The 21,124-nt window shown below is 67.2% G+C and carries 16 protein-coding genes; 4 read left to right on the plus strand and 12 right to left on the minus strand.

From position 1 onward, the window contains the following. Positions 1-22: 22 nt before the first annotated feature. The 7 genes from A5790_RS22920 to A5790_RS22950 all read right to left on the minus strand — a co-directional run bounded on the left by A5790_RS22920 (position 23) and on the right by A5790_RS22950 (position 11,373). The gene (locus A5790_RS22920; RefSeq protein ID WP_066849850.1) at positions 23-3,508 is read right to left on the minus strand and encodes a DNA-directed RNA polymerase subunit beta; all 3,486 of its coding nucleotides are present in this window, start codon (positions 3,506-3,508) and stop codon (positions 23-25) included. A 399-nt stretch (positions 3,509-3,907) separates the two neighbouring features. After that, complete coding sequence (locus tag A5790_RS22925) at positions 3,908-5,890, minus strand: S9 family peptidase (RefSeq protein WP_066849587.1); 1,983 nt, start codon at positions 5,888-5,890, stop codon at positions 3,908-3,910. A 58-nt stretch (positions 5,891-5,948) separates the two neighbouring features. Beyond that, positions 5,949-8,249 (minus strand): molybdopterin-dependent oxidoreductase, encoded by a 2,301-nt coding sequence (locus A5790_RS22930; RefSeq protein ID WP_066849589.1) that lies wholly within the window; start codon positions 8,247-8,249, stop codon positions 5,949-5,951. Positions 8,250-8,288: 39 nt separating this feature from the next. Continuing rightward, positions 8,289-9,368, minus strand: a complete 1,080-nt coding sequence (locus A5790_RS22935) for an ABC transporter ATP-binding protein (protein ID WP_066849591.1) — start codon at positions 9,366-9,368, stop codon at positions 8,289-8,291. Between the two features lie 192 nt (positions 9,369-9,560). Beyond that, positions 9,561-9,953 carry a 50S ribosomal protein L7/L12 gene (gene rplL, locus A5790_RS22940; RefSeq protein WP_066849594.1) on the minus strand — a complete coding sequence of 131 codons (393 nt, stop codon included), beginning with the start codon at positions 9,951-9,953 and terminating at the stop codon, positions 9,561-9,563. A gap of 98 nt (positions 9,954-10,051) precedes the next feature. Next, positions 10,052-10,579 (minus strand): 50S ribosomal protein L10, encoded by a 528-nt coding sequence (rplJ, locus tag A5790_RS22945; protein ID WP_059101516.1) that lies wholly within the window; start codon positions 10,577-10,579, stop codon positions 10,052-10,054. A gap of 356 nt (positions 10,580-10,935) precedes the next feature. Next, the gene (locus A5790_RS22950) at positions 10,936-11,373 is read right to left on the minus strand and encodes a DUF1772 domain-containing protein (protein ID WP_066849597.1); all 438 of its coding nucleotides are present in this window, start codon (positions 11,371-11,373) and stop codon (positions 10,936-10,938) included. A gap of 68 nt (positions 11,374-11,441) precedes the next feature. Between A5790_RS22950 and A5790_RS22955 the strand changes: the two genes are divergently transcribed. Beyond that, positions 11,442-11,804 (plus strand): helix-turn-helix domain-containing protein, encoded by a 363-nt coding sequence (locus A5790_RS22955; protein ID WP_066849599.1) that lies wholly within the window; start codon positions 11,442-11,444, stop codon positions 11,802-11,804. On the opposite strand, the gene A5790_RS22960 is transcribed toward A5790_RS22955, so the two are convergent. Genes A5790_RS22960 through A5790_RS22975 form a run of 4 tightly spaced genes read right to left on the minus strand, consistent with a single transcriptional unit; the run spans position 11,805 to position 18,276 of the window. Beyond that, positions 11,805-12,725: an ROK family protein gene (locus A5790_RS22960; protein ID WP_066849601.1), complete on the minus strand. Its 921-nt coding sequence runs from the start codon at positions 12,723-12,725 to the stop codon at positions 11,805-11,807. It lies immediately after the preceding gene. Beyond that, positions 12,725-13,291: a malonyl CoA-ACP transacylase gene (locus A5790_RS22965; protein WP_066849603.1), complete on the minus strand. Its 567-nt coding sequence runs from the start codon at positions 13,289-13,291 to the stop codon at positions 12,725-12,727. Before A5790_RS22965 ends, A5790_RS22960 begins: the two co-directional genes overlap by 1 nt. After that, complete coding sequence (locus tag A5790_RS22970; protein ID WP_066849605.1) at positions 13,288-17,460, minus strand: NEW3 domain-containing protein; 4,173 nt, start codon at positions 17,458-17,460, stop codon at positions 13,288-13,290. Before A5790_RS22970 ends, A5790_RS22965 begins: the two co-directional genes overlap by 4 nt. A 48-nt stretch (positions 17,461-17,508) precedes the next feature. Then, complete coding sequence (locus A5790_RS22975) at positions 17,509-18,276, minus strand: endonuclease/exonuclease/phosphatase family protein (RefSeq protein ID WP_066849853.1); 768 nt, start codon at positions 18,274-18,276, stop codon at positions 17,509-17,511. Between the two features lie 60 nt (positions 18,277-18,336). On the opposite strand from A5790_RS22975, the gene A5790_RS22980 reads away from it, so the two are divergent. Next, the gene (locus A5790_RS22980) at positions 18,337-18,888 is read left to right on the plus strand and encodes a hypothetical protein (protein ID WP_156656490.1); all 552 of its coding nucleotides are present in this window, start codon (positions 18,337-18,339) and stop codon (positions 18,886-18,888) included. On the opposite strand, the gene A5790_RS22985 is transcribed toward A5790_RS22980, so the two are convergent. Beyond that, positions 18,878-19,834, minus strand: coding sequence for a YafY family protein (locus A5790_RS22985; RefSeq protein ID WP_066849611.1), 957 nt, complete (start codon positions 19,832-19,834; stop codon positions 18,878-18,880). The genes A5790_RS22980 and A5790_RS22985 overlap by 11 nt on opposite strands. 141 nt (positions 19,835-19,975) lie before the next feature. On the opposite strand from A5790_RS22985, the gene A5790_RS22990 reads away from it, so the two are divergent. Both A5790_RS22990 and A5790_RS22995 read left to right on the plus strand, forming a co-directional pair. Further along, a complete protein-coding gene (locus A5790_RS22990) occupies positions 19,976-20,512 on the plus strand; it encodes a DinB family protein (RefSeq protein WP_066849614.1) in 537 nt (178 codons plus the stop codon). 2 nt (positions 20,513-20,514) lie between these two features. Continuing rightward, on the plus strand, positions 20,515-21,120 hold the full coding sequence (locus tag A5790_RS22995; protein ID WP_066849617.1) for a DinB family protein: 606 nt from the start codon (positions 20,515-20,517) through the stop codon (positions 21,118-21,120). The last annotated feature ends 4 nt before the right edge of the window (positions 21,121-21,124 follow it).

Genomic DNA, 21,124 nt, shown 5'->3' on the forward strand with positions numbered 1-21,124 from the left:
CCCTTTCGGGACTAGAAAACTATTAGGCCAAATCTTCTACAGAGGCAGATTCGTTGCGCGACAGGTTGATTCCCAGGTTCGCCGCAGCGCGCTCGAGGTCCTCGTCGTCGCCGTCACGCATCTCGATCGCGGCGCCGTCACTCGACAGCACCTCGACGTTGAGGCACAGCGACTGCAGTTCCTTGAGCAACACCTTGAACGACTCGGGGATGCCCGGCTCGGGGATGTTCTCGCCCTTGACGATCGCCTCGTACACCTTGACCCGGCCGACGGTGTCGTCGGACTTGATGGTCAACAGCTCCTGCAGCGTGTAGGCCGCGCCGTAGGCCTGCATGGCCCAACATTCCATCTCGCCGAACCGCTGGCCGCCGAACTGCGCCTTACCGCCCAGCGGCTGCTGGGTGATCATCGAGTACGGCCCGGTGGAGCGAGCGTGAATCTTGTCGTCCACCAAGTGGTGCAGCTTGAGGATGTACATGTAGCCCACCGTCACCGGATACGGGAACGGCTCGCCACTGCGACCGTCGAACAGCATCGCCTTGCCGTCCTCGTCGACGAGCGTCTCGCCGTCGCGGTTGGGCAGCGTGGACCCCAGCAGACCCTGCAGCTCGTTCTCGCGGGCACCGTCGAACACCGGTGTCGAGACGATGCTTCCCGGCTCGGACGCCAGCAGCTCCTTGGGCAGCGCGGTCGCCCAGTCCGGTGAACCGTTGATCTTCCAGCCGCTCTTGGCCACCCACCCGAGGTGGGTCTCCAGGATCTGACCGATGTTCATACGACGAGGCACACCGTGGGTGTTCAAGATGATGTCCACCGGGGTGCCGTCAGGCAGGAACGGCATGTCCTCGACGGGCAGGATCTTGCCGATGACGCCCTTGTTGCCGTGGCGTCCGGCCAGCTTGTCACCGTCGGAGATCTTGCGCTTCTGTGCGACGTAAACGCGGACCAACTCGTTGACGCCGGCGGGCAGCTCGTCGTCATCCTCGCGGGAGAACACGCGGATGCCGATGACCTTGCCGGACTCACCGTGGGGCACCTTGAGCGACGTGTCGCGGACCTCGCGCGCCTTCTCACCGAAGATCGCACGGAGCAGCCGCTCCTCCGGGGTCAGTTCGGTCTCACCCTTCGGGGTGACCTTGCCGACCAGGATGTCGCCGTCGCGGACCTCAGCGCCGATGCGGACGATGCCGCGCTCGTCGAGGTCGGCCAGCACCTCATCGGACACGTTCGGGATGTCCCGGGTGATCTCCTCGGCGCCCAGCTTGGTGTCGCGGGCGTCGATCTCGTGCTCCTCGATGTGAATCGAGGTGAGCACGTCCTCTTCCACCAGGCGGTTGGACAGGATGATCGCGTCCTCGTAGTTGTGGCCCTCCCACGGCATGATCGCCACGAGCAGGTTCTTGCCCAGCGCCATCTCACCGTTCTCGGTGCACGGCCCGTCGGCGATGACCTGACCCGCCTCGACCCGCTGGCCGGCGTCCACGATCGGACGCTGGTTGGCGCAGGTGCCGTGGTTCGACCGCGCGAACTTGCGCATCCGGTAGGTGTGCCGGGTGCCGTCGTCGGCCATCACGGTGACGTAGTCGGCCGAGACCTCCTCGATCACGCCCGCCTTGTCGGCGACGACGACGTCGCCGGCGTCGATCGCGGCACGCAACTCCATCCCGGTGCCGACCAGCGGGGCCTCGCTGCGCACCAGCGGAACCGCCTGGCGCTGCATGTTGGCACCCATCAGGGCGCGGTTGGCGTCGTCGTGCTCGAGGAACGGGATCATGGCCGTCGCGACCGACACCATCTGGCGCGGCGAGACGTCCATGTAGTCGACCTCGCTCGACGAGATCTGCTCGACCTCGCCGCCCTTGCGGCGGACCAGGACGCGCTCCTCGACGAAGCGGCCCTTGTCATCGATCGGCGAGTTGGCCTGCGCCACGACGTGGCGGTCCTCCTCGTCGGCGGTCAGATACTCGATGTCATCCGTAACAACACCGTCCTTGACCTTGCGGTACGGCGTCTCGATGAAGCCGAACGGGTTTACCCGCGCGTACACCGACAGCGAGCCGATCAGGCCGATGTTCGGACCCTCCGGGGTCTCGATCGGGCACATGCGACCGTAGTGCGAGGGGTGCACGTCGCGGACCTCGAGGCCGGCGCGCTCACGGGACAGCCCGCCGGGACCCAGCGCCGACAGGCGGCGCTTGTGGGTCAGACCCGACAGCGGGTTGTTCTGGTCCATGAACTGCGACAGCTGGCTGGTGCCGAAGAACTCCTTGATCGCGGCCACGACGGGACGGATGTTGATCAGGGTCTGCGGCGTGATCGCCTCGACGTCCTGCGTCGTCATGCGCTCGCGCACGACGCGCTCCATCCGCGACAGGCCGACCCGGATCTGGTTCTGGATCAGCTCGCCGACGGTGCGCAGACGACGGTTGCCGAAGTGGTCGATGTCATCGACCTCGACGGGAACCTCGACACCACCCGGAACGGTCATCGTCTTATCGCCCTGATGCAGGCGCACCAGGTACTCGATGGTGGCGACGACGTCCTCTTCGGTCAGCGTGGTCGCCGTGGTCTGTTCCGGATTCTCGGTGATGCCCAGCTTCTTGTTGACCTTGTAGCGGCCGACGCGGGCCAGGTCGTAGCGCTTCTCCTTGAAGAACAGGTTCTCCAGCAGCGTTTGCGCGGACTCCTTGGTCGGCGGCTCGCCCGGGCGCAGCTTGCGGTAGATGTCGAGCAGCGCCTCGTCGGTTCCGGCGGTGTTGTCCTTCTCCAGCGTCGACATCATGATCTCGGAGAAGCCGAACCGCTCCGTGATCTGCTCGCTGGTCCAACCGAGCGCCTTGAGCAGCACGGTGACCGGCTGACGGCGCTTGCGGTCGATGCGCACCCCGACGGTGTCGCGCTTGTCGACGTCGAACTCCAGCCACGCACCGCGGCCGGGGATCACCTTGACGCTGTGCAGCGTCTTCTCGGTGGACTTGTCGATGTTCTCGTCGAAGTAGACGCCCGGCGAGCGGACCAGCTGGCTCACCACGACACGCTCGGTGCCGTTGATGATGAACGTGCCCTTCTCGGTCATCATCGGGAAGTCGCCCATGAAGACCGTCTGGCTCTTGATCTCACCGGTGTTGTTGTTGATGAACTCCGCGGTGACGAACAGCGGCGCCGCGTACGTCATGTCCTTGTCTTTGCACTCGTCGACGGGGGCCTTGACCTCGTCGAAGCGCGGATCGGAGAAGGACAGCGACATCGAGCCGGAGAAGTCCTCGATCGGGCTCAGCTCGGAGAGCACCTCTTCGAGGCCACCAACGGGGTTCTCCTCGCCGCGCTCCTTGGCCTTCTCACGCCAGGCCTCGGAGCCGATCAGCCATTCGAAAGACTCGGTTTGAACGTCAAGAAGCCCGGGAACCTCGAGGGGCTCACGGAGCTTTGCAAAGGAAATTCGGTTTGGTGCTCCGGGGACGGAGTTTTTAGTAGCTTCTGCTGTCTTGCTTGGGCGGGACCCTGCCAAGATGCATCCTTCCAGCACCTCATGCGACTATCGTCCCGGTAGACCACCGGTCCGTTTCGTCGCGATATCTGCGTCGGTTCGGCTGGCCACTCACGACCACAAACTTCCCGAACGCACGGCACGCGACTAGATCACTGAGCTGGGCTCAGGCTAGGACATCGGTGTCAGGTGCGGGTTTAGGTGGGCAGGATGCAGCCAGCGCAACGTCCAACAGTACCGCAGGACGGCGTATTCCTCAACATCCGTAAAACATCCACAACCCAACCGCATGTATGGCACGCATCGGGGCGCTGGCTGGCGACTCGATCCTTCTCATACGTCCATACATTGCTGCAGAACAGATTGGCCCCTCGGCGGCTTCCCGTCAAGAGATAACACGGGTTGTTGTGGAGTTTTGCGTCAGGCGGCGATCGCGTTGCTGCAGTGCCCGGACCCGGTCGAGCCCACCGATTCGCGGACGCAGACCGGATCCATAGAGAACAAGCCGTCGGCCAACGGCATGAACGGCTCCAGGAAGTTCAGCAGGAACGGCTTGGTCAGCGTGTTGGGCAGCGCGACCACGGTGGCCCTGCCCGCCGGGGTGTCGAAGCTGTACTGCTCGCCGGGCTGCAGGTAGACGCCCTCCTTGGCCCCCTCCGGGTCGAACATGTCGTTGACCCACCCGACCATCAGCATCTGCGCTGCCGCGGAGTTCTCGGGCCGCGAGAACCCGGCGACCAGCTCCTGCGCGAACTGAATGAGGGGATTGCCGCCCCGCATGGCGTCGACGTGTGAGCCGTTGACCAGCGTTACGCCGACGAATTGGCCGGGCCGCGCCGCAAGGGTCGCGTCGAGGCCGGCGCCGAAGTTGTTCCACATGTAGACCGGCGCGGCGAGCTGATAGATCGGGATGTCCTGCGGAACCTTCCTCAGCGACTCCGTCATCACCGCCGGGTCGCCGAGCGCGACACCGTCGAGCAGCACCAGCCCGGCAAGCCGGTCGACGGTTTGCTTGTCGACCATGTAGCCGGCCATACCCGAGACGGCACCGCCGCCGAGCGAGTGGCCCATCAGCACGACGCGATCCGGGATCGCGCCGGAATAGCCGGCGGCGCGCGCGCTCTCGAGCAACGCGGTGTTCTCGCCGTCGAACAGTCCCGCCATCGCCTCGTGCATCGGCGCACCTCCCAGCCAGCATCCGTCGAGAGCGAAGAAGTTCGAACTGATCGACGGCGCGACCACGATGCTGTTGGTGCGTTCGGCCAGCGCGGCCGCGGTGTGGCTGTACCACGGGGCGCTGGCGAGGAAGCCGTGCTGCAGATACACCAGCCGATCAGGCGGTGGCGCGCCTTCGGCTGTCTGCGGGATGTACCAGTCGGCGGGCACCTCCCCCCCTTCCCCTTCGGCGCATGCGCAGTCGATCCGCAGCGTCGAGGAGCGCACGGTGACCGTGCTGTTGGGCGGCAGGATCGGTGGGCCGCCCAGGAGCCGGGTCGCGACGGCGTAGAGGTCGAACACGATCGTGCCGATCACCCGCAGTATGAGCGGGATCTGGGGTGCGGTCGCGGTGGTCACCGCCGGTGGCGCCGACGCGAAGGCCACCGCATGCACACCGATTTCCTCGGTGTCCTCGACGACGGTGGCGGCCGGCTGTTCGAGGACGACCGCAGTGCGTTCCTCGGCGGCGGCCACCTCGACGGTGCGGTCGATTTCGGCGACGAGCGCGGCCTTCTTGACGGCCGTGTCTTCGGTGGGGCCGGTGGTGGTTTCCCGGGTGGCGGTGGCGGCATTCGGAGAGACCACGGCCGTCGCCCGCTGGTCTGTGTGGTCACGGTTCGAGCGTGACGTCGCGACCTCTTCGATCACCTCGGCGTCGGTCGTGGGTACCTCGTTCGCGGAATCGTCGACCACCGGTTGCCCGGTCACGGGCTGCTCGACCACCGGCTGCTCCACCACGGCGTCGGCGGCCGGAGCATCGTCGGTGACCGTGGCGGCGGTTTCGGCGTCCTTTGCCTCAGCTGTTGCGGTGCCGGCGTCTTTCGGCGTCGCCGCGGGCTTATTCCGGTCGGCGCTACGGTCCGCCTTGTCGGTCGCTTCGGAACTCTTCGCGCCCTTCGTATCGTCGGGCGCCTTCGCGCCGACGCGGGTGCGCGGCGCGACGCCGGTCGTGCGCGCGGTCGTTGCGTTCGAAGCCCGGGACGAGGCGGCGCTGCCCGTCGGTTCGCCGGCGGCCGAATCCTTCGCACTGTCAGCGGAATTCGACGACTCGGAGGACGCGGACCCACCGCCGTCCGACGACGAACCGTCGTCGGCGATCGCCGCACCCGCACCGGCGAGGATTGCCGCCGACAGTCCCGCGGTGACGACACCCGCTCTCAACCACACCAGAAACCGGTCGACCATGACCTCTCCCGCTCGACGACGGGAGAAAGATAACGGGTCTGCTGGCCGCGAACCGGCCTTATGCGAAAGTTTGCGCGTGCCGGGATGGCGCGACCACCGAGGCGACCCGCTCGACACGCACCGGGACGCCGGTCAACCGGGCCATCCCGGCCAGGCTCTCGATATCGGCCGGATCGCTGGACATCAACAGGTTGACATTGGCGCCGCCCGCGTCGTTGGCGACCCGCCAGCCGGCCGTTCCCTTGTGTCCCCAACCGTGCGGGACCGCGATCACGGAAGCCACGATGTCCCTGGTGGCGGTGACCGCAACCTCGATCTGGCCGTGCGGCGAGGTGATCCGGACGGTGTCGCCGTCGACGATGCCGGCGGCGGCCGCGTCGTCGACGTGCATGAGCGCTCGGTGCGAACGCTCACCGCGCATCAGGAGCGGCGAGTTGTGCATCCACGAGTTCTCCGACCGCGCCTCACGCATGCCGATCAGCCGCATCGGATAGCCGTCGGCGACGCGGCGACGCGACAGCTTGTCGACCTCGGCGGCGATCTCGTCGTGGCGCAGACGCACCAGGCGACCACGGTAGACGACGATGTCCCGCAGCACGCCGGCCCGCAGATGGTCCGCCAGCACGACGCCGTGCGGATGGTTGCCGGTGAGTTTGGCGAAGCTCAAGCCGCGCCGCAGGCCAAACCGGTCGCCGCCCTCGGCCAACCGGATCACGGCATCGGCGAGCGTCCGCGGGCTGAGTTGAACACCAAACGCCGACAACACCTTTCGCATGCCGGCAGCCATCGCGAGGCCGGGCGTCGAGCGCCACATCCTGGCGGTGAGATCGCCGATGATCTCCCACTCTGGGCGGGCCTGGCCCACCGGAGCGACGACGGCCTCGGTGGCTTGCCGGAACGGTGTGGGTTGCAGAGTCTGGAACGGCAGCGGGAAATCGTCGCGTTCGTAGATCGACGTCGCGGGCAGCACGTAATCGCAGTGGGCCAGCGTCTCGTTGAGGTAGAGGTCGATCCCGACCATCAGCTCCAGGGACTCCAACGCGGTCTCGAGTTCGTCGCCGTTGGGCACGGAAAGCACCGGGTTGCCCGCACCGACGAACAAGGCCCTGACCTGTCCGCGTCCCGGCGTGGCGATCTCCTTGGCCATCACGCCCGCGGGTTCGGAACCGAGGACGGAGGGAAATCCGCCGATGCGTGACCGTTTGCGGGTGTAGACGGTGCGCAGCAGCGCCCCGCCGGCCTTGTTGAGCCACCGCTCCCCCGGTATGCCGAGCCGGCCGAACATGCTGCCGCCCGCCACGTCGAGATTGCCGGCCACCAGGTTCACGGCGTCCAGCAGATACGTCGTCAGCGTCCCGTTTTCGCCGATGCTGGTGCCGACACGTCCGTACACCGCGGCCCGTTCGGTCCCGGCCAGGTCGCGGGCCAGCGTGCGGACGGTGTCGGGGTCGACCCCGGTGTGCGCCTCGGTGACTTCGGGGTTGAACGGTTCGGCCAGCCGCTCGAGCCACTCCGCGCCGTTCGCTTGCTCCGCGAGGCGTCGGCGGTCGGCCAGGTTCTCACCGAACATCACATGCAATAAGGACAGCAGTAGGTAGGCGTCGCCGTCGGGGACGATGCCCAGCCACTCGAACTGCGCCGCCGTCTCGGTCCTGCGGGGATCGATGACCAGCACGCGGCCACCCCGCTTGACGATGTCGTGCATGCGGTCCCGGATCCGCGGCGCGGTGAGCACGCTGCCGTGTGAGATGACGGGGTTGGCGCCGATGACCACGAGGAAGTCGGTGCGCAACACATCGGGTACGGGCAGCGCAAGCGGCGACCCGTACAGCAACTGGCTGGCGACGAAGCGGTTGTTCACGTCCTGCGAGCCTGCGGTGAACACGTGCAGGCCCCGGCCGGGACCGCCGCGCAGACCGAGGCCGAATCCACCCATCAGCATGCTCAGGCTCAGCGTGTATGAGTAGCTGAACGCACCCGGGTTGCCGAAATACCAGCCGATCGCGCCCGCCCCGTGCCTGCGGTGGATCTCGGTGAGCCGGGCAGCGATGTCGGTCATCGCCTCGTCCCAGCTGACGGGTTCGAAGCCTCCTTCGGATGTGGGGGCACCACCCGCTTGCGGGGGACCGCTTGCGCGAAGACCGTCAGCGCGAGCGCGTCGCCGCAGTGGTGTGGTGACCCGGTCGGGGTCGTTGACCACCTCGGTGAAGGCGATGCCCTTCTGGCAGGCGAATCCCGACGAGACGGGATGATCCTTGTCGGGGCGCAGTTGGATCAGCCGGCCGTCCTCGACGGTCGCGATCATGCCGCACAGCGGTTCGCAGATCCGGCAGAACGTCGGATGATGTTCGCGCGTCATCTCTTAGCGCGAGCGCTCATCGACGTCACATCAGGCGGCCTACTGCTGTGCGCGCGGGATGGCGCCCGTCGGGGCTTCTTCATCGACGGTGCTGTGCCGGGCCGTCGTGGCGTCCGGGAAGGCGCTGCCCGAGTGGGTGTTCGAGCCTTCGAGGTCGGCACGGATGGCTTCCTGCGCCTTGGGCGGCAGGGTGTGCATGATCTCGCGCACCCGCGCCTGCCTGCGGTAGACGGCCTGGCGCTCCGGCATACCGGGCGTCGCCTGGATCTGCGGCGGCACACCCTCGATCTCCTCGACACCGCCGTCGTGGTGACCGGCGTCGATCATGGCCTGCTCTTCGGCCATCGTCGACTCGTCCTTCTCCTCGGACATACCGATCGGACCGATACGGCGACCGTTGAGGAACTGCCGCACGACGGGCTCGTCGCTGGTCAGCAGCACCTCGCGCGGACCGAACATCACCAGGTGCTTGCGGAACAGCATGCCCATGTTGTCGGGCACGGTGCGGGCGATGTTGATGTTGTGCGTCACGATGAGGATCGTGCAGTCGATCTGCGCGTTGATGTCGATCAGCAGCTGGGAAAGGTAGGCGGTACGAACCGGGTCCAGACCCGAGTCCGGCTCGTCGCAGAGGATGATCTGCGGATCGAGTACCAGGGAGCGGGCCAGCCCGGCACGCTTGCGCATACCACCGGAGATCTCGCCGGGGAACTTGTTCTCGTCGCCGGCCAGACCGACCAGCTCGAGCTTCTCCATGACGATCTGGCGGATTTCGCTTTCCTTCTTCTTGGTGTGCTCACGCAAGGGGAAAGCGGTGTTGTCGTAGAGGCTCATCGAGCCGAACAGCGCGCCGTCCTGGAACATCACGCCGAACAGCGTGCGGATCTCGTAGAGCTCCTTGGCGGTGCACTGGATCACGTCGGTGCCGTCGACGATGATGCTGCCGCGCTCCGGGCGCAGCAACCCGATCAGCGACTTCAAGAACACGGACTTGCCCGTACCGGAGGGGCCGAGCAGAACGCTCACCTCACCGGGCGGCAAGTCGAATGTGACGTCCTCCCAGATTCGCTGGGGGCCGAAGGACTTGGTCAGTCCCTCAATCTGGATGCCAATGCCCACGCGAGATCCTTCCGCCAATCATCGTCACGCCACAGGCTTCACCGCTTGTGGCTTGAGTCACTGTAGCCTACCGCTTCCGGCCACAACACGAGTCTGGTGTCGATTGTGACCCACCGAGAAAACGACTGTGGGGCCGACCCGTTTGCTGGATCGACCCCACAGTTGTGGTAGTGCCGGCGAGCCGGCGCGGTGTTACTTGACGGTGACCGTCGCGCCCGCGGCCTCGAGCTTGGCCTTGGCGTCGTCGGCGGCGGCCTTGTCGACCTTCTCGAGCAGCGGCTTGGGAGCGCCGTCGACGAGGTCCTTGGCCTCCTTGAGACCCAGGCCGGAGACGATCTCGCGGACGACCTTGATGACGCCGATCTTCTTGTCGCCGGCACCCTCGAGGATGACGTCGAACTCAGACTGCTCCTCGGCGGCTTCGGCGGGGGCGCCACCGGCGACGGGGCCGGCAGCCGCGACGGCGACCGGGGCAGCGGCGGTGACCTCGAAGGTCTCCTCGAACTTCTTGACGAACTCGGAGAGCTCCAGCAGCGTCAGTTCCTTGAACGCGTCGAGCAGCTCGTCGGTGGACAGCTTGGCCATGAGTGGTCCTTTCTGATTCTTACTTCTAGTTGCGATTTGCGGAGTCCTGGCGGCGGTCAGTGCCGGGTGCGGCTCCACAAATCGCGGGTTGGGGTGGGTTAAGCGGCTTCTTCGCCGGCCTTCTTCTCTTGCAGAGCGGCGGCCAGCCGGGCGACCTGCGACGCCGGAGCGTTGAACAGGCCGGCGGCCTTGGACAGATTCGCCTTCATCGCGCCGGCCATCTTGGCCAGCAGCACCTCGCGCGACTCAAGGTCGGCGATGCGCTCGACCTCGGACACGCTCAGCGGGCGGCCGTCCATATAGCCGCCCTTTATGACGAGGGCCTTGTTGTCCTTGGCGAACTTCTTGATCGCCTTGGCGGCGTCGACGGCCTCGCCCTTGACGAACGCGATCGCGGTGGGTCCGACGAACAATTCGTCGAGCCCCTCGATGCCCGCCTCCGCCGCGGCACGCTTGACCAGCGTGTTCTTGGCGACTGTGTAGGTGGCGGAATCACCGAGCGAACGGCGCAGGTCCTTGAGGTTGGCCACCGTCAGCCCGCGGTACTCGGTGACGAGCGTCGCCGAAGCCTCCTTGAACTGCTCGGCGATGTCGGCAACCGCGGTGGCCTTGTCAGCCTTGGCCATGCATGCCTCCTCGTGGATGGGGACCGTGGGCCGAGTGAGGGTTGCGGGGCCGAAAAACGACGAACGCCCCGACGCAGACAGGTCGGGGCGCACAAAGCTGTAGCCTCGTCCTCCTGCGTGGGCCGCCCGGGTGATCCGGGACCTTCAACCGATTGCTCGAGCTATGTGCTCTTCGCGCGAGCGCTCATCGGTGACCGACGGTCTTCGGTGGAACGCCGTCAAGAATAGCCGACCGCCCCCTCATCAGCCAAAACGCACCTCCCCCATCTCCGCGAGCGTGCGCGTTTGCCCACGACACGCCGCGATTTTTCAGCGGCTTGCGCACGTTCACCCGGTCGCGAACGTGCACAAGCCGCCTAAACCCCGGCGACCGCAGCGACCGCCAGCCCGAACACCACCACAAGGAGGCCCACCCGCCGCCAGTGCAGCCGGTCCCACTGGCGCGCCAGCCCGCGGTCGGCGTCGGCGCCGCCAGACCAACGCCCGATCCGGTTGTTGATCGGCACCATCAGCGCCACGGTCGCCACCACCGCCAAGGCCATGGTCAGCGCCGCGGTGATGAACAGCCAGTCCACCCGCAACAGCACTGCCGCCACGATCAACACCACCAGTGCCGCTGCGTACCAGAACGGCATCACCTTGCCCAGCACCCGCCCGCTGTCGCTACGGGCCTGGGCGAAGGCCCCGTCGGGCAGCCGCCCCAGGACGGGGTTCAGGAACACCGCGACCGCGAGCTCGACGCCGACCAACGGTCCGATGATCAGCAGGGCCAGCACTCCAATGATTGCTTCCATCCCTCGACCGTGCCCGTTACGCTGCCACAAAACAAGGTACTGCCAAATTTGTCAGCTCAGGAGGAGTCATGGCGGTTTCCAAGAAGGGCGTCAACGAATGTCCGATCGACACCGCGCTGACGGTCATCGACGGGCGGTGGAAGGGCACCATCCTGTGGCGACTTCAGGACGGTCCGATGCGCACCGCGGAACTGCGGCGCAGCATCCCCGACATCACCGAGCGCATGCTCATCCGCCATCTGCACGAGTTGGTCGCCGACGGCATCATCGACCGCCACGATGCCCGCACCGTGCCGCCGTGCGTGCACTACTCGATCTCGGAATATGGCATGACGCTCGCCCCGGTGCTGCAGAGCCTGTGCGACTGGGGCCGAAACCACATGGACCGCAGGCACTCCCGGCAGACACGAAAGCCCACGCAACCGGCTTAGTCAGCCATCTCCCGTCTGCTGCCGCAGCAAGGCCGCCGCCCCGACTAGGCCTGCGTCGCTGCCGAGTTCGGCGGGCACCACCTCGATGCCGCGGATGAAGTCCAGCCCGGCGTAGGAGGCGAGTGCTTCCCGGAGGGGGTCGAACAGCAGCGCCCCGGCCTTGGCCACGCCACCGCCGATCGCGACCCGGTCCAGGTCGCAGACCGCGCCGACCGACGCGATCATCGCGCCCACCGCGACTGCGCCACGGCGAAACGCGCTCAGCGCCAGGGGGTCTCCTGCGTTGGCGGCGTCGGCGAGTTCCTTGGCGTCGGCATCGGCGGGCGCATCCCACCCCTGCTCCCGTGCCCACTGCGCCATGCGTGGGCCTCCGGCGATTGTCTCGACGCAGCCGCGCCCGCCACACGTGCACGGCGCGCCGTCCGGATCGACGACGATGTGGCCGACGTGGCCCGCGTTACCGGTCCGGCCGTCGTAGGGAGCGCCGTCGAGCACCAGTCCGCCGCCGACACCGGTCGAAACCACCATGCCGAGCAGGAAGTCGGCGCCGCGGCCCGCACCACGCCAGTGCTCCCCCATCGCCATGCACAAACCATCGCCGGCGAGTCGCACTGGCGTGCCGACCGCTGAAGCCACCCGCGAGACGATCGGAAACCGTTGCCACGAGCCGATGTTGATCGGGCTGACGGTGCCCGCCGACAAGTCGATCGGTCCCGCCGAGGCGATTCCGACGCCGCGGATCCGTCCACCGGCGGTCGCCAACGCCTCGGTGATCAGCGAATCCACCGCGGCCCAGATCGTTTCCGCATCACCGTCCGGCGTCGGTGATTCGACCCTGTGCACCAGCGTGCCCGCACCGTCGACGAGACCGACGGCGATCTTCGTGCCGCCGATATCGAGGGCGAGAGCGAGATCGGCCATCAGTGCCGGTGGGTGTTGTCGGGTTGACGGGGATCGCCGGGATGCTCGTAGCCGGGGGCGAGTTCGACGGCCGCCGCACACCGGGCGTCCAGCCACAGCCGGAAGGCCCGACGACGCGCGGCGGCACGCAGATGCGCGGCGGCCTCCGCTGTCTTGCTGAAGCGCAACGGGTTTCGCTCCTGGTACGACGCCACCTGGTCATCGGAGATGTCGATGCTCGCCGTCATCTCGGCGAATAACGCGCGGGCCAGCGGGTCGGCCAGCACCGAAGCCGCCACGCTGCCGATCTCCATCCGCACGGTCATGTCCGGCAGCACGTCGGCCTCGGGCGGCGCGTCATCGACGTTCAACCCGCGCGCCGCGCCCTCGGTCGCCACGACGCGCTCGGCTACCAAGAGCTGGGTCAGCCAACGCCGCAGCTGCCGACCTTCGCTGGTGCCGGGACGCGGCAGCGAGGAGGCGATCCGCGAAGCCCGTAGCGAGGCTTCGCGCGCGTCCACCTCGTCGAGAGACACCGGCACACCGTCCACCGTCGCCGCGACGCCCGCCCATGCCGACGCGCTCACCGCACCGTCACCTTCACCGCGGGTGAATAGACGAGCTGTCCGGCGGCGGCCAATCGGATCAGTGCCCACCATTCGCCCGGTTCGACCCATTCCGGCGGTGCGACGTCGAAGCTGATCTCGGTCGTGCCCCGAGCGGTCAGCTCGACACCGGATGCCGCCGGTCCCAACCATTCCCACGTGCCCCACGGGCTGATCAGGTGTGCTTCGACCGCCACGTCCGCGCATGCATCGGTACCGACCCTGACCCCGATACGGGCCGTCTCGCCGGCCACCACCTCGACCGGCTCCGGCCCGGCGACGAGCCGCAGCAGGGTGTCATCCGGCGGCGCATCGACCGCGACGACGCATACGTCCTCGATCACCTGACGCCACGACGGCGGAATCGAGACATGCGCACCCGTCAACGCGAGTTCGGCGCGTATCGGATACAGCCCGGGTGACACCGCTTTCGGCGGGGTCACGTTCACGGTGGTGTCGATGTATTCGCCCGGAGGCAGCATGAACGGCAGCACGCCGGGTTCTGCGTTCCAGCCCTCCGGACACAGCAGCCGCACCCGACCGTGCAGAACCTCGTCGTAGCAATCGCTGGCCACGGTGAGACGAAGCTGCACTGAAGAATCCGACGCCAGGATGTGCTGCGGATGCAGGTGGGCGACGGCCGGCAGCCCGCCAAGCGGTGCCGGACCGCGGTTGTGCAGCCAGTACCTGGCATAGAGCGGCTGGGCCTGCTCCGCCTCCGGCGCGAGGACGGCATGGTCGGCATGCAGAACCTGCGGCAGATTGAACCGGGCCAGCACGGTGGCGACCTCGAAACCGTGCAACGACAGCCCGTCCGGCGTCACCTCCTGCACGCGGGGTTGCTCGAGCAGATCCACCCGGACCGCGGCGGACACCCGGCGCAGCCCCGAGGTGACCGTGACTTCGGTTGTGCTGCCGGTGGTTTCGACTAGCCGCATCGCGACACCGTCAGATGGGTGTACCGGCCGCGCGCTGCCGCTTGCCAGTGGGTTGCCTGCGGCCTTCAGCGCACCGAGCCGCACCGAGCCCGCCGGCTGAATCTCCAACAACGATCCCGACGGCGGCAGCCCACCCACCGCTCCTGACTTCTCCGTCACCGCCAGAAGCGGGTTCGAGAACTCGGCGCTGCGAGCGAAGACGCGTGCCCGGCGCCAGTCACCGTCCCCCGAGACCAGCGCGTAGTCGAACGTGTGCGTCCAGTGCTGTAACTGGAAGTTGGACCCGTCCGGCGCCGTGCGGCGCGGCGGATCGATCCACGTGCCCGAGGGCCAACCGGTACACGACCGCATCAGGGAAAGATTCAGCGTGCCATCCGATTCGACGGCAAACCCGGGCACACCGCGGTTCAGCACCGCCACCGTACGGTCTTCGAACGCTTCCATATCGGCAGGCGCCGACTGCTCGACGACGATCTCGAAGTCGGCCAAGTCGTCGACCACACCCGCCACCACATCGTCCAGAACCGGGCCCGCGAGAACCAGCACCGGTAGTGCCCGCACATCGCGCAGGTCCGCGCTCGGCACCCACGCCTCCGCCAGCCGGACGGCCGCAGGCACCCAGACCCTGGCCGCACCGGTCGCATCGAGCTGTCGCTTCACCTCCTCGCGGTACACCGAATCGACGGCTTCGAGAATGGTTGTGGTGAACGCGTTTTCGCGAGGACCGCCGAGTGCGATCCGCACATCCGGAAGGTTCGAGTCGACGGCGAGATGACCGTAGCGCGGCCTGTCTGAGCCGCTGCACGTCGCGGTGACACCGCCGCGCGCAAGCGCAACCATCAGCGGTCGCGCCATCGCGGAATCGCTTTCGGTCGGCATGATCACCTCGGCAACCGAGACCGCCCGACACCCCTCGCCGACCCGGACCCGCACCGTCGACGACAGCCCGAACCAGCCGTATGCCGGGTTGTCCAGCGTCCACGGATGCGTCGCGGCGTCGACCGACGTTTCGCGGTCACGTTCGTGCAGCAGCGCGAACCCGCGTCCGATCACCGCGTCACCGACCTCGCTGACCGGCATCGCACCGGGCACCGGGCACGGCCAGCGCAGCCGCAACAGCTGGTCGGCGCCGGTGAATTCGTTGATCGTGGTCCGGCAGTCGACGCGCGCCACACCGTGCCACAGCGTGAGAACCTGCGTGTAGCGCAGCACATCGGCGACGACGCCCTCGATGACCAGCCGCTCCCCGAGCGCTCCGCGATAGGCCTGCACCGTGGCAGGCGATGACGACGAGCACACCACCGGGCCCGTGGGCAGGAGGTGCCACGGCCCCTCACCCGCCTCGGGATGCGCCGGGTACTCGTCGTACACCGCCAACTCGTTGCCGACTTCACCGTCAGCGATCACCGACCGGCCCGAACCACATTCGACCAACGACTCGACCGCGCCGCCTCGTGACGGATCGACCCGCAACCGGTAATGGTCGTTGCCGATCTCGTTTCCGCTCACCGGTTCCCACGCCGCTGCCGCGCCATCGCCGTCCAGGAGCCGGTAGGACTGCCACCCCAGTGACGGCACATCGCGGGCGAGCCAGCTGACCGTCCACCCGCCGTGTTCGACGTGAGCGGGCATCTCCTCACCCGCAGAATCGACGACACGCACAGCTTCGACCGCCTTCGGGATGTGTGCGGTGACGACGTCGGTGCGCCTGTGTGCGAGGGGATTCCATACGACGACCGGTTCGTCGACCGCCCCCGACAGCACAGCCAGCGCATGGTCACGGGCGGCCCTTCCCAGCTCCCATGCGTCTCGCCAGCTCGTCAGCAGGTCGAGGTACACCTGGTCGGATTCCGAGCCGGTGATCGCATCGTGGTGCGCGCCGTATGCCAATTGCACCCACGCCTTGGCCAAGGCCGCCTGAGGGTACGTGGCACCACCGAGAAGCCCGGCGAACACCGCGAACTTCTCGGCGTCGAGCACGACGTCTTCGGCAGCCCGGTTAGCCTGCTTGGTGTCGATGTAGGAGACGTCTTTGCCGGTGTAGATCGGGTTCATGTCCCGGGTCTGCGGAGACGCCTGAACACCGCGCTCGGCCAGTTCGGCGCGGACCGCGGCGAAGAACTGGCTGGGTATCGCGCAGATGAACCGCGGCCAGGTGTAGCGGGCGTTCCAATCTCGATGAATATCGGTGACCCACTTGTTCGGTGGTGTGTAGTCGGTGCCGACGGGCAAGAGCACGTTGCGAGTCAGCGCCACCTTCTTCAACGACGTGAACAGTTGGTAGGTCTCGGCTTCGGCGTCCGCCAGCGTCGGCGCCGAATCCATCCACCAACCGGCCGCGTAGTGAGCAGGCATGTAATGCGTCAGCAACCCGCGGCCGGACGGGGATAGCCAGTCGAATTCACTGCTGAACTGCATGCGCTGTGGGTCGCCGCCGCCGGCCATCGGGCCCCACTGATGGTGCGGGCCGCGGGCCCATGAACTCGACGTCAGCCCCGCATCAGCGGCCATCCCCGGAAACTGCGGGTCGTGGCCGAACGCGTCGAGCTGCCAGGCCGTCGCCGGGTCGGCTCCGAGTACGTCGCGCTGAAACCCGATGCCGTGCACGAAGTTCCGGATGGTTGTCTCGGGACTGGTGAGGTTGGTGTTCGGCTCGTTGTACGTTCCGCCCATGATCTCGACGCGGCCCTCGGCGATGAAACGGCGCAGATCGTCGCGATCCTCGGGGTGGGTGTCCCAGAACGGTTTGAGGTAGTCGACCTCGGCCAGCACGAACTTGTATTCCGTTTCCCTGCGGGCCATTTCGAGATGAGCGCTGACCAGATCGAAGCCGTTGGTCTGGCGGCACCGGCCCGGCGGGTCCTCGCTCCACACACTGGTGTAGGCGGCCTGCGTGTTCCACCACACCGGGTCGTAATGAAAGTGGCTGATCATGTACATCGTCCAGCCGGGTTCGGCGACGGTGAAGACGAACGGCGTGATGCCGTCGCCCGTGACGACCCGCGCCGGCCGCTGCTCACCGGGGACCGGGTCGATGACGGTGACCGCCACCTCCACGGTGCCGTCGCCGACCGCTCGCGCGTGGCCCGCCAGCCCGTCGCCGTCGACGCGCACCTCGCCGGCCCCATCGGTGTAGGTCACCCGCACGATCTGCGACAGCGCGTCCGCGGGCCCGACGAACAGATCCGTCGACTCCGCCGAAATGACCCGCACAACCAAACCCTACGGCGGTTTCGGTCGACGGTCGGCGCAGCTGAGAAATCAGGCGCGGGTGATGTCGACGACGAGTGCGCGGTGGTCCGAGATCGGAAGCGAAGGCGCGCAGCACCGCCGCACCCGCAGGCCACTGTCGTCGGTGACGATGTGGTCGAGTTGACGGTCGGGCTCATCGGCCGGGAACGTGACCGCCGAGGCGAGCGGTCGCAGGCGGGTCCAGCGATGAATCGTTTGCGGCACCATGTTCAGATCGCCCATCAGCACTCGCGGCGACGGGAAGCCGCGCATGTCACGCAGAAGATGGCGCAGCTGCATCCGATTCCACCCCGGCACGAACGACAGATGGGTGTTGGCGACGGTCAGCGGCCCCAGCGGAGTGTTCAACTGGCCGACGACCGCCGCGCGCGGCTCCTCGTTGACGACCTTCACCCGGTTCGGTCCCGGCAGATACATCGGAAACGGCACCGGAATCCGCGGCAGCCGCAGCACCTGCCACGACTCGGCGGGAAACCGCGACAGCAGCGCGATGCCGTAGGCGGCGGTCCCCGGTTGTTCGTCGCCGGTGGCCGCCATCCACGTGGCACCGGGTGTGCCGGAGATCGCCGCCACGAACCGGTGGCTCACCGCACCCATCGCTTCGGCGGCGACCGCGGTCAGGTCGGCCATCCCCGAGCGCGGCTGGTCGAGGTCGACCTCCTGCAGGGCCAGAATGTCGGCGTCGAGTTCCCGGACGGCCTCCACGAGGCGGTCTCGGTGAACGAGCCCGTCGTGCACACTGCGCCCGTGCAAGATGTTGAAGGTGGCCATCCGCATCTGCATGGGTACTAGCTACCCACAATGGCTGCTAGCCCATCAGTCGGCCCCAGGAGAGTAGTGCCCCAGAGAAACGATGATCTGCGCGACGCGCTCAAACGCGCGGCGTCGGCGTTGCGCGCCCAGGGTCCCGATTTCGCTCTCGGCGGCAGCTACGCGCTGTGGGTGTCCGGTGGTCCAGAACCCGTGCACGACGTGGATTTCGTGGTCGCCGAGCCCGACACCGAGAAGGCCGCGGCGACGCTGGAGGAGGCGGGTTTCCGGGTCGAGCGCACTCCTGAGGACTGGTTGTTCAAGGCGTGCGTCGAGCACGACTTCGTCATCGACGTGCTGCACCGGCTCAACGGCGTTCCCGTCGACAAGGAAACGATCCTGGCGGCGGAGGAGTACGACGTGCTCGCGATCCGGATGCGCGTGCTGGCGCCCACCGAGGTCATGCGCGAGAAGCTGAACTCCCTCAACGAACACCATTGCGACTTCGCCGCACTGCTTCCGGCGGTGCGTGCGGTCCGCGAACAACTGGACTGGGAGCAACTTCGCGCCGAGACCGCCGACAACCCGTTCGCATCAGCATTCCTGATGCTGGCCGACCGCCTCGAGCTCACCGGCTGACGCTTCGTCGCAGCCGCTTCGAGACCGCCTCCACGGCCTGTATCACCTCCGGCGGTGAGAGCACCCGGAAATCGCATCCGACCGTCGCGAAGTAGAGCACCATACGTTCGGGGTCGTCGGCACCGGCCGTGACGACGCATGCGTGCGGACCGTCGGGTTCGATCGTCGCCGATGACGGTGAGAAATGCTGGGCGACAACATCTTCCGGGGCGTCGAAGTGGACGCGCGCGACGTAACGGTACGGTGAGCTGCTGATCGACCGCCGCACGTACGTCGCCGCGTCGGGCGCCTCGCGGGGCACGAAGGTGCTGCCTTGGGCGCGCACGTCGTTCATCCGGTCCAGCCGCAGACTGCGCCAGTCCTGCTTGTCGCGGTCGAAGGCCAGCAGGTACCAGCGCCGGCCGGTGGTGACCAGCTGATAGGGCTCGAGCCGGCGCTGGGTCGCGTTGCCGCGGATGTCGACGTAGCCGGCGGCCACGTGCTCGTGGTCGCGGCAGGCCCGCGCGAGGGTCATCAGAACGTCGGGTTCGACCGGTGTATCGGAGGTCGGGGCCATCAGCGTGACGGTAGATTCGTGCACCGCGGCCACCTGCGACCGCAGCTTGGACGGCATCACCTGATCGAGCTTGCTCAGTGCCCGCAGCGCCGATTCGCCGACGCCCGCCACTGTTCCGCCCGCGGCCAGGCGCAGGCATACGGCCATCGCGACGGCCTCGTCGGGGTCGAGCAGCAACGGCGGCAACGCCGCACCGGCGCCGAGTTGATAGCCGCCGCCGTGGCCCTTGCTGGCGTGGACGGGGTATCCGAGGTCGCGTAGCCGTTCGATGTCGCGACGCACGCTGCGAGTGGTGACCCCCAACCGTTCAGCGAGGCCCTCACCAGTCCACACCCGCCGCGACTGCAGCAGGCCCAGCAGCTGCAGTATCCGGCTCGTCGTCTCCGACACAGCCGAAGAGTGTCACAGATTCAGGACTGTTTCTGTCCGCTGATCGCAACGGCTTGCAAATTCCGTGCCTCGCGCCGGTAGCACACGAATCGCTGGAGATTTAGGACCGGAACTGTCCTATAGTTCTGCCACGCTATCGACATGAGTGCGACAGCGAGGATCACCGACGAGTTGGCCGAGCAGACCGACTTCCACTGGACCAACTTCCTGCGCCCCCGGTTCCAGGGGCTCACCGACGACGAGTACTTCTGGCAACCGGTTCCGGACTGCTGGACCGTCCACCCGGACGGATCGATCGACTTCGACTATCCCGAACCGGCCCCGGCACCGTTCACGACGATCGCCTGGCGCCTCGCGCACGTCATCGTCGGCGTGTTCGCGATGCGCAACCACAGCCACTTCGGCGCCCCGTACGCCGACTACCAGTCCTGGCGGTACGCCACCGACGCCGCGACGGCGCTGCGACAGCTCGACGAGCAGTACCAAACCTGGATCGGCGGGGTGCGCGGGTTGTCCGACGAGGACCTGAACCGACCGTGCGGGCCCGCAGAAGGCCCCTACGCCGACCATCCGCTCATCGCGCTCGTCCTACACATCAATCGCGAGTTCATCCACCACGGCGCCGAAATCGCTTGCCTCCGAGACTTGTACGCCCACACCAACCCGAAGGGAAACTGAAGATGCCCGCTATGCCCCCACCTGTCGCCGACGAACGTCAGGGTCTGCGCGAGTACGTGGCCGCCCAGCAGTACGCCTTCCGCGCCGTGGCGTTCGGCTTGACCGACGAACAAGCGCGGTCGACACCGTCGGTCAGCGCGCTGTCGATCGGCGGCTTGATCAAACACGTCACCAACTGCCAACGCGGCTGGATGCAGCGGGTCGCGGCCGCTCCCGAGCTGACCGAGAGCGACCGACGGCCGATGGAGGACCAGCAGGCCGACTACCAAAGCGAGTTCATCATGGGCGAGGGCGAAACCCTCGCCGGCATCCTGACCAGGTTCGACGAACAGAACGCCGAGACACTCCGGTTGATCGAGACCGCCGACCTGAACGCAGCGGTGCCGATCCCGCCGCATGTGCCCTGGTTTCCCAAGGACGTGTCGGCATGGTCGGTGCGCTGGGTGATCTTGCACATGATCGAGGAGCTGGCCAGGCACGCCGGGCAGGCCGACATCATCCGCGAAACCATCGACGGTGCAACGCTTTACGAGCTGCTCGCCGGCCTTGAAGACTGGGAACCGACGCCGTGGCTGACGCCGTGGGGCAAGGAACCGGTCGCCGGGTAGGTGT

It is taken from the genome of Mycobacterium sp. 852002-51152_SCH6134967, from assembly GCF_001667105.1.
Lineage (GTDB): Bacteria > Actinomycetota > Actinomycetes > Mycobacteriales > Mycobacteriaceae > Mycobacterium > Mycobacterium neumannii_A.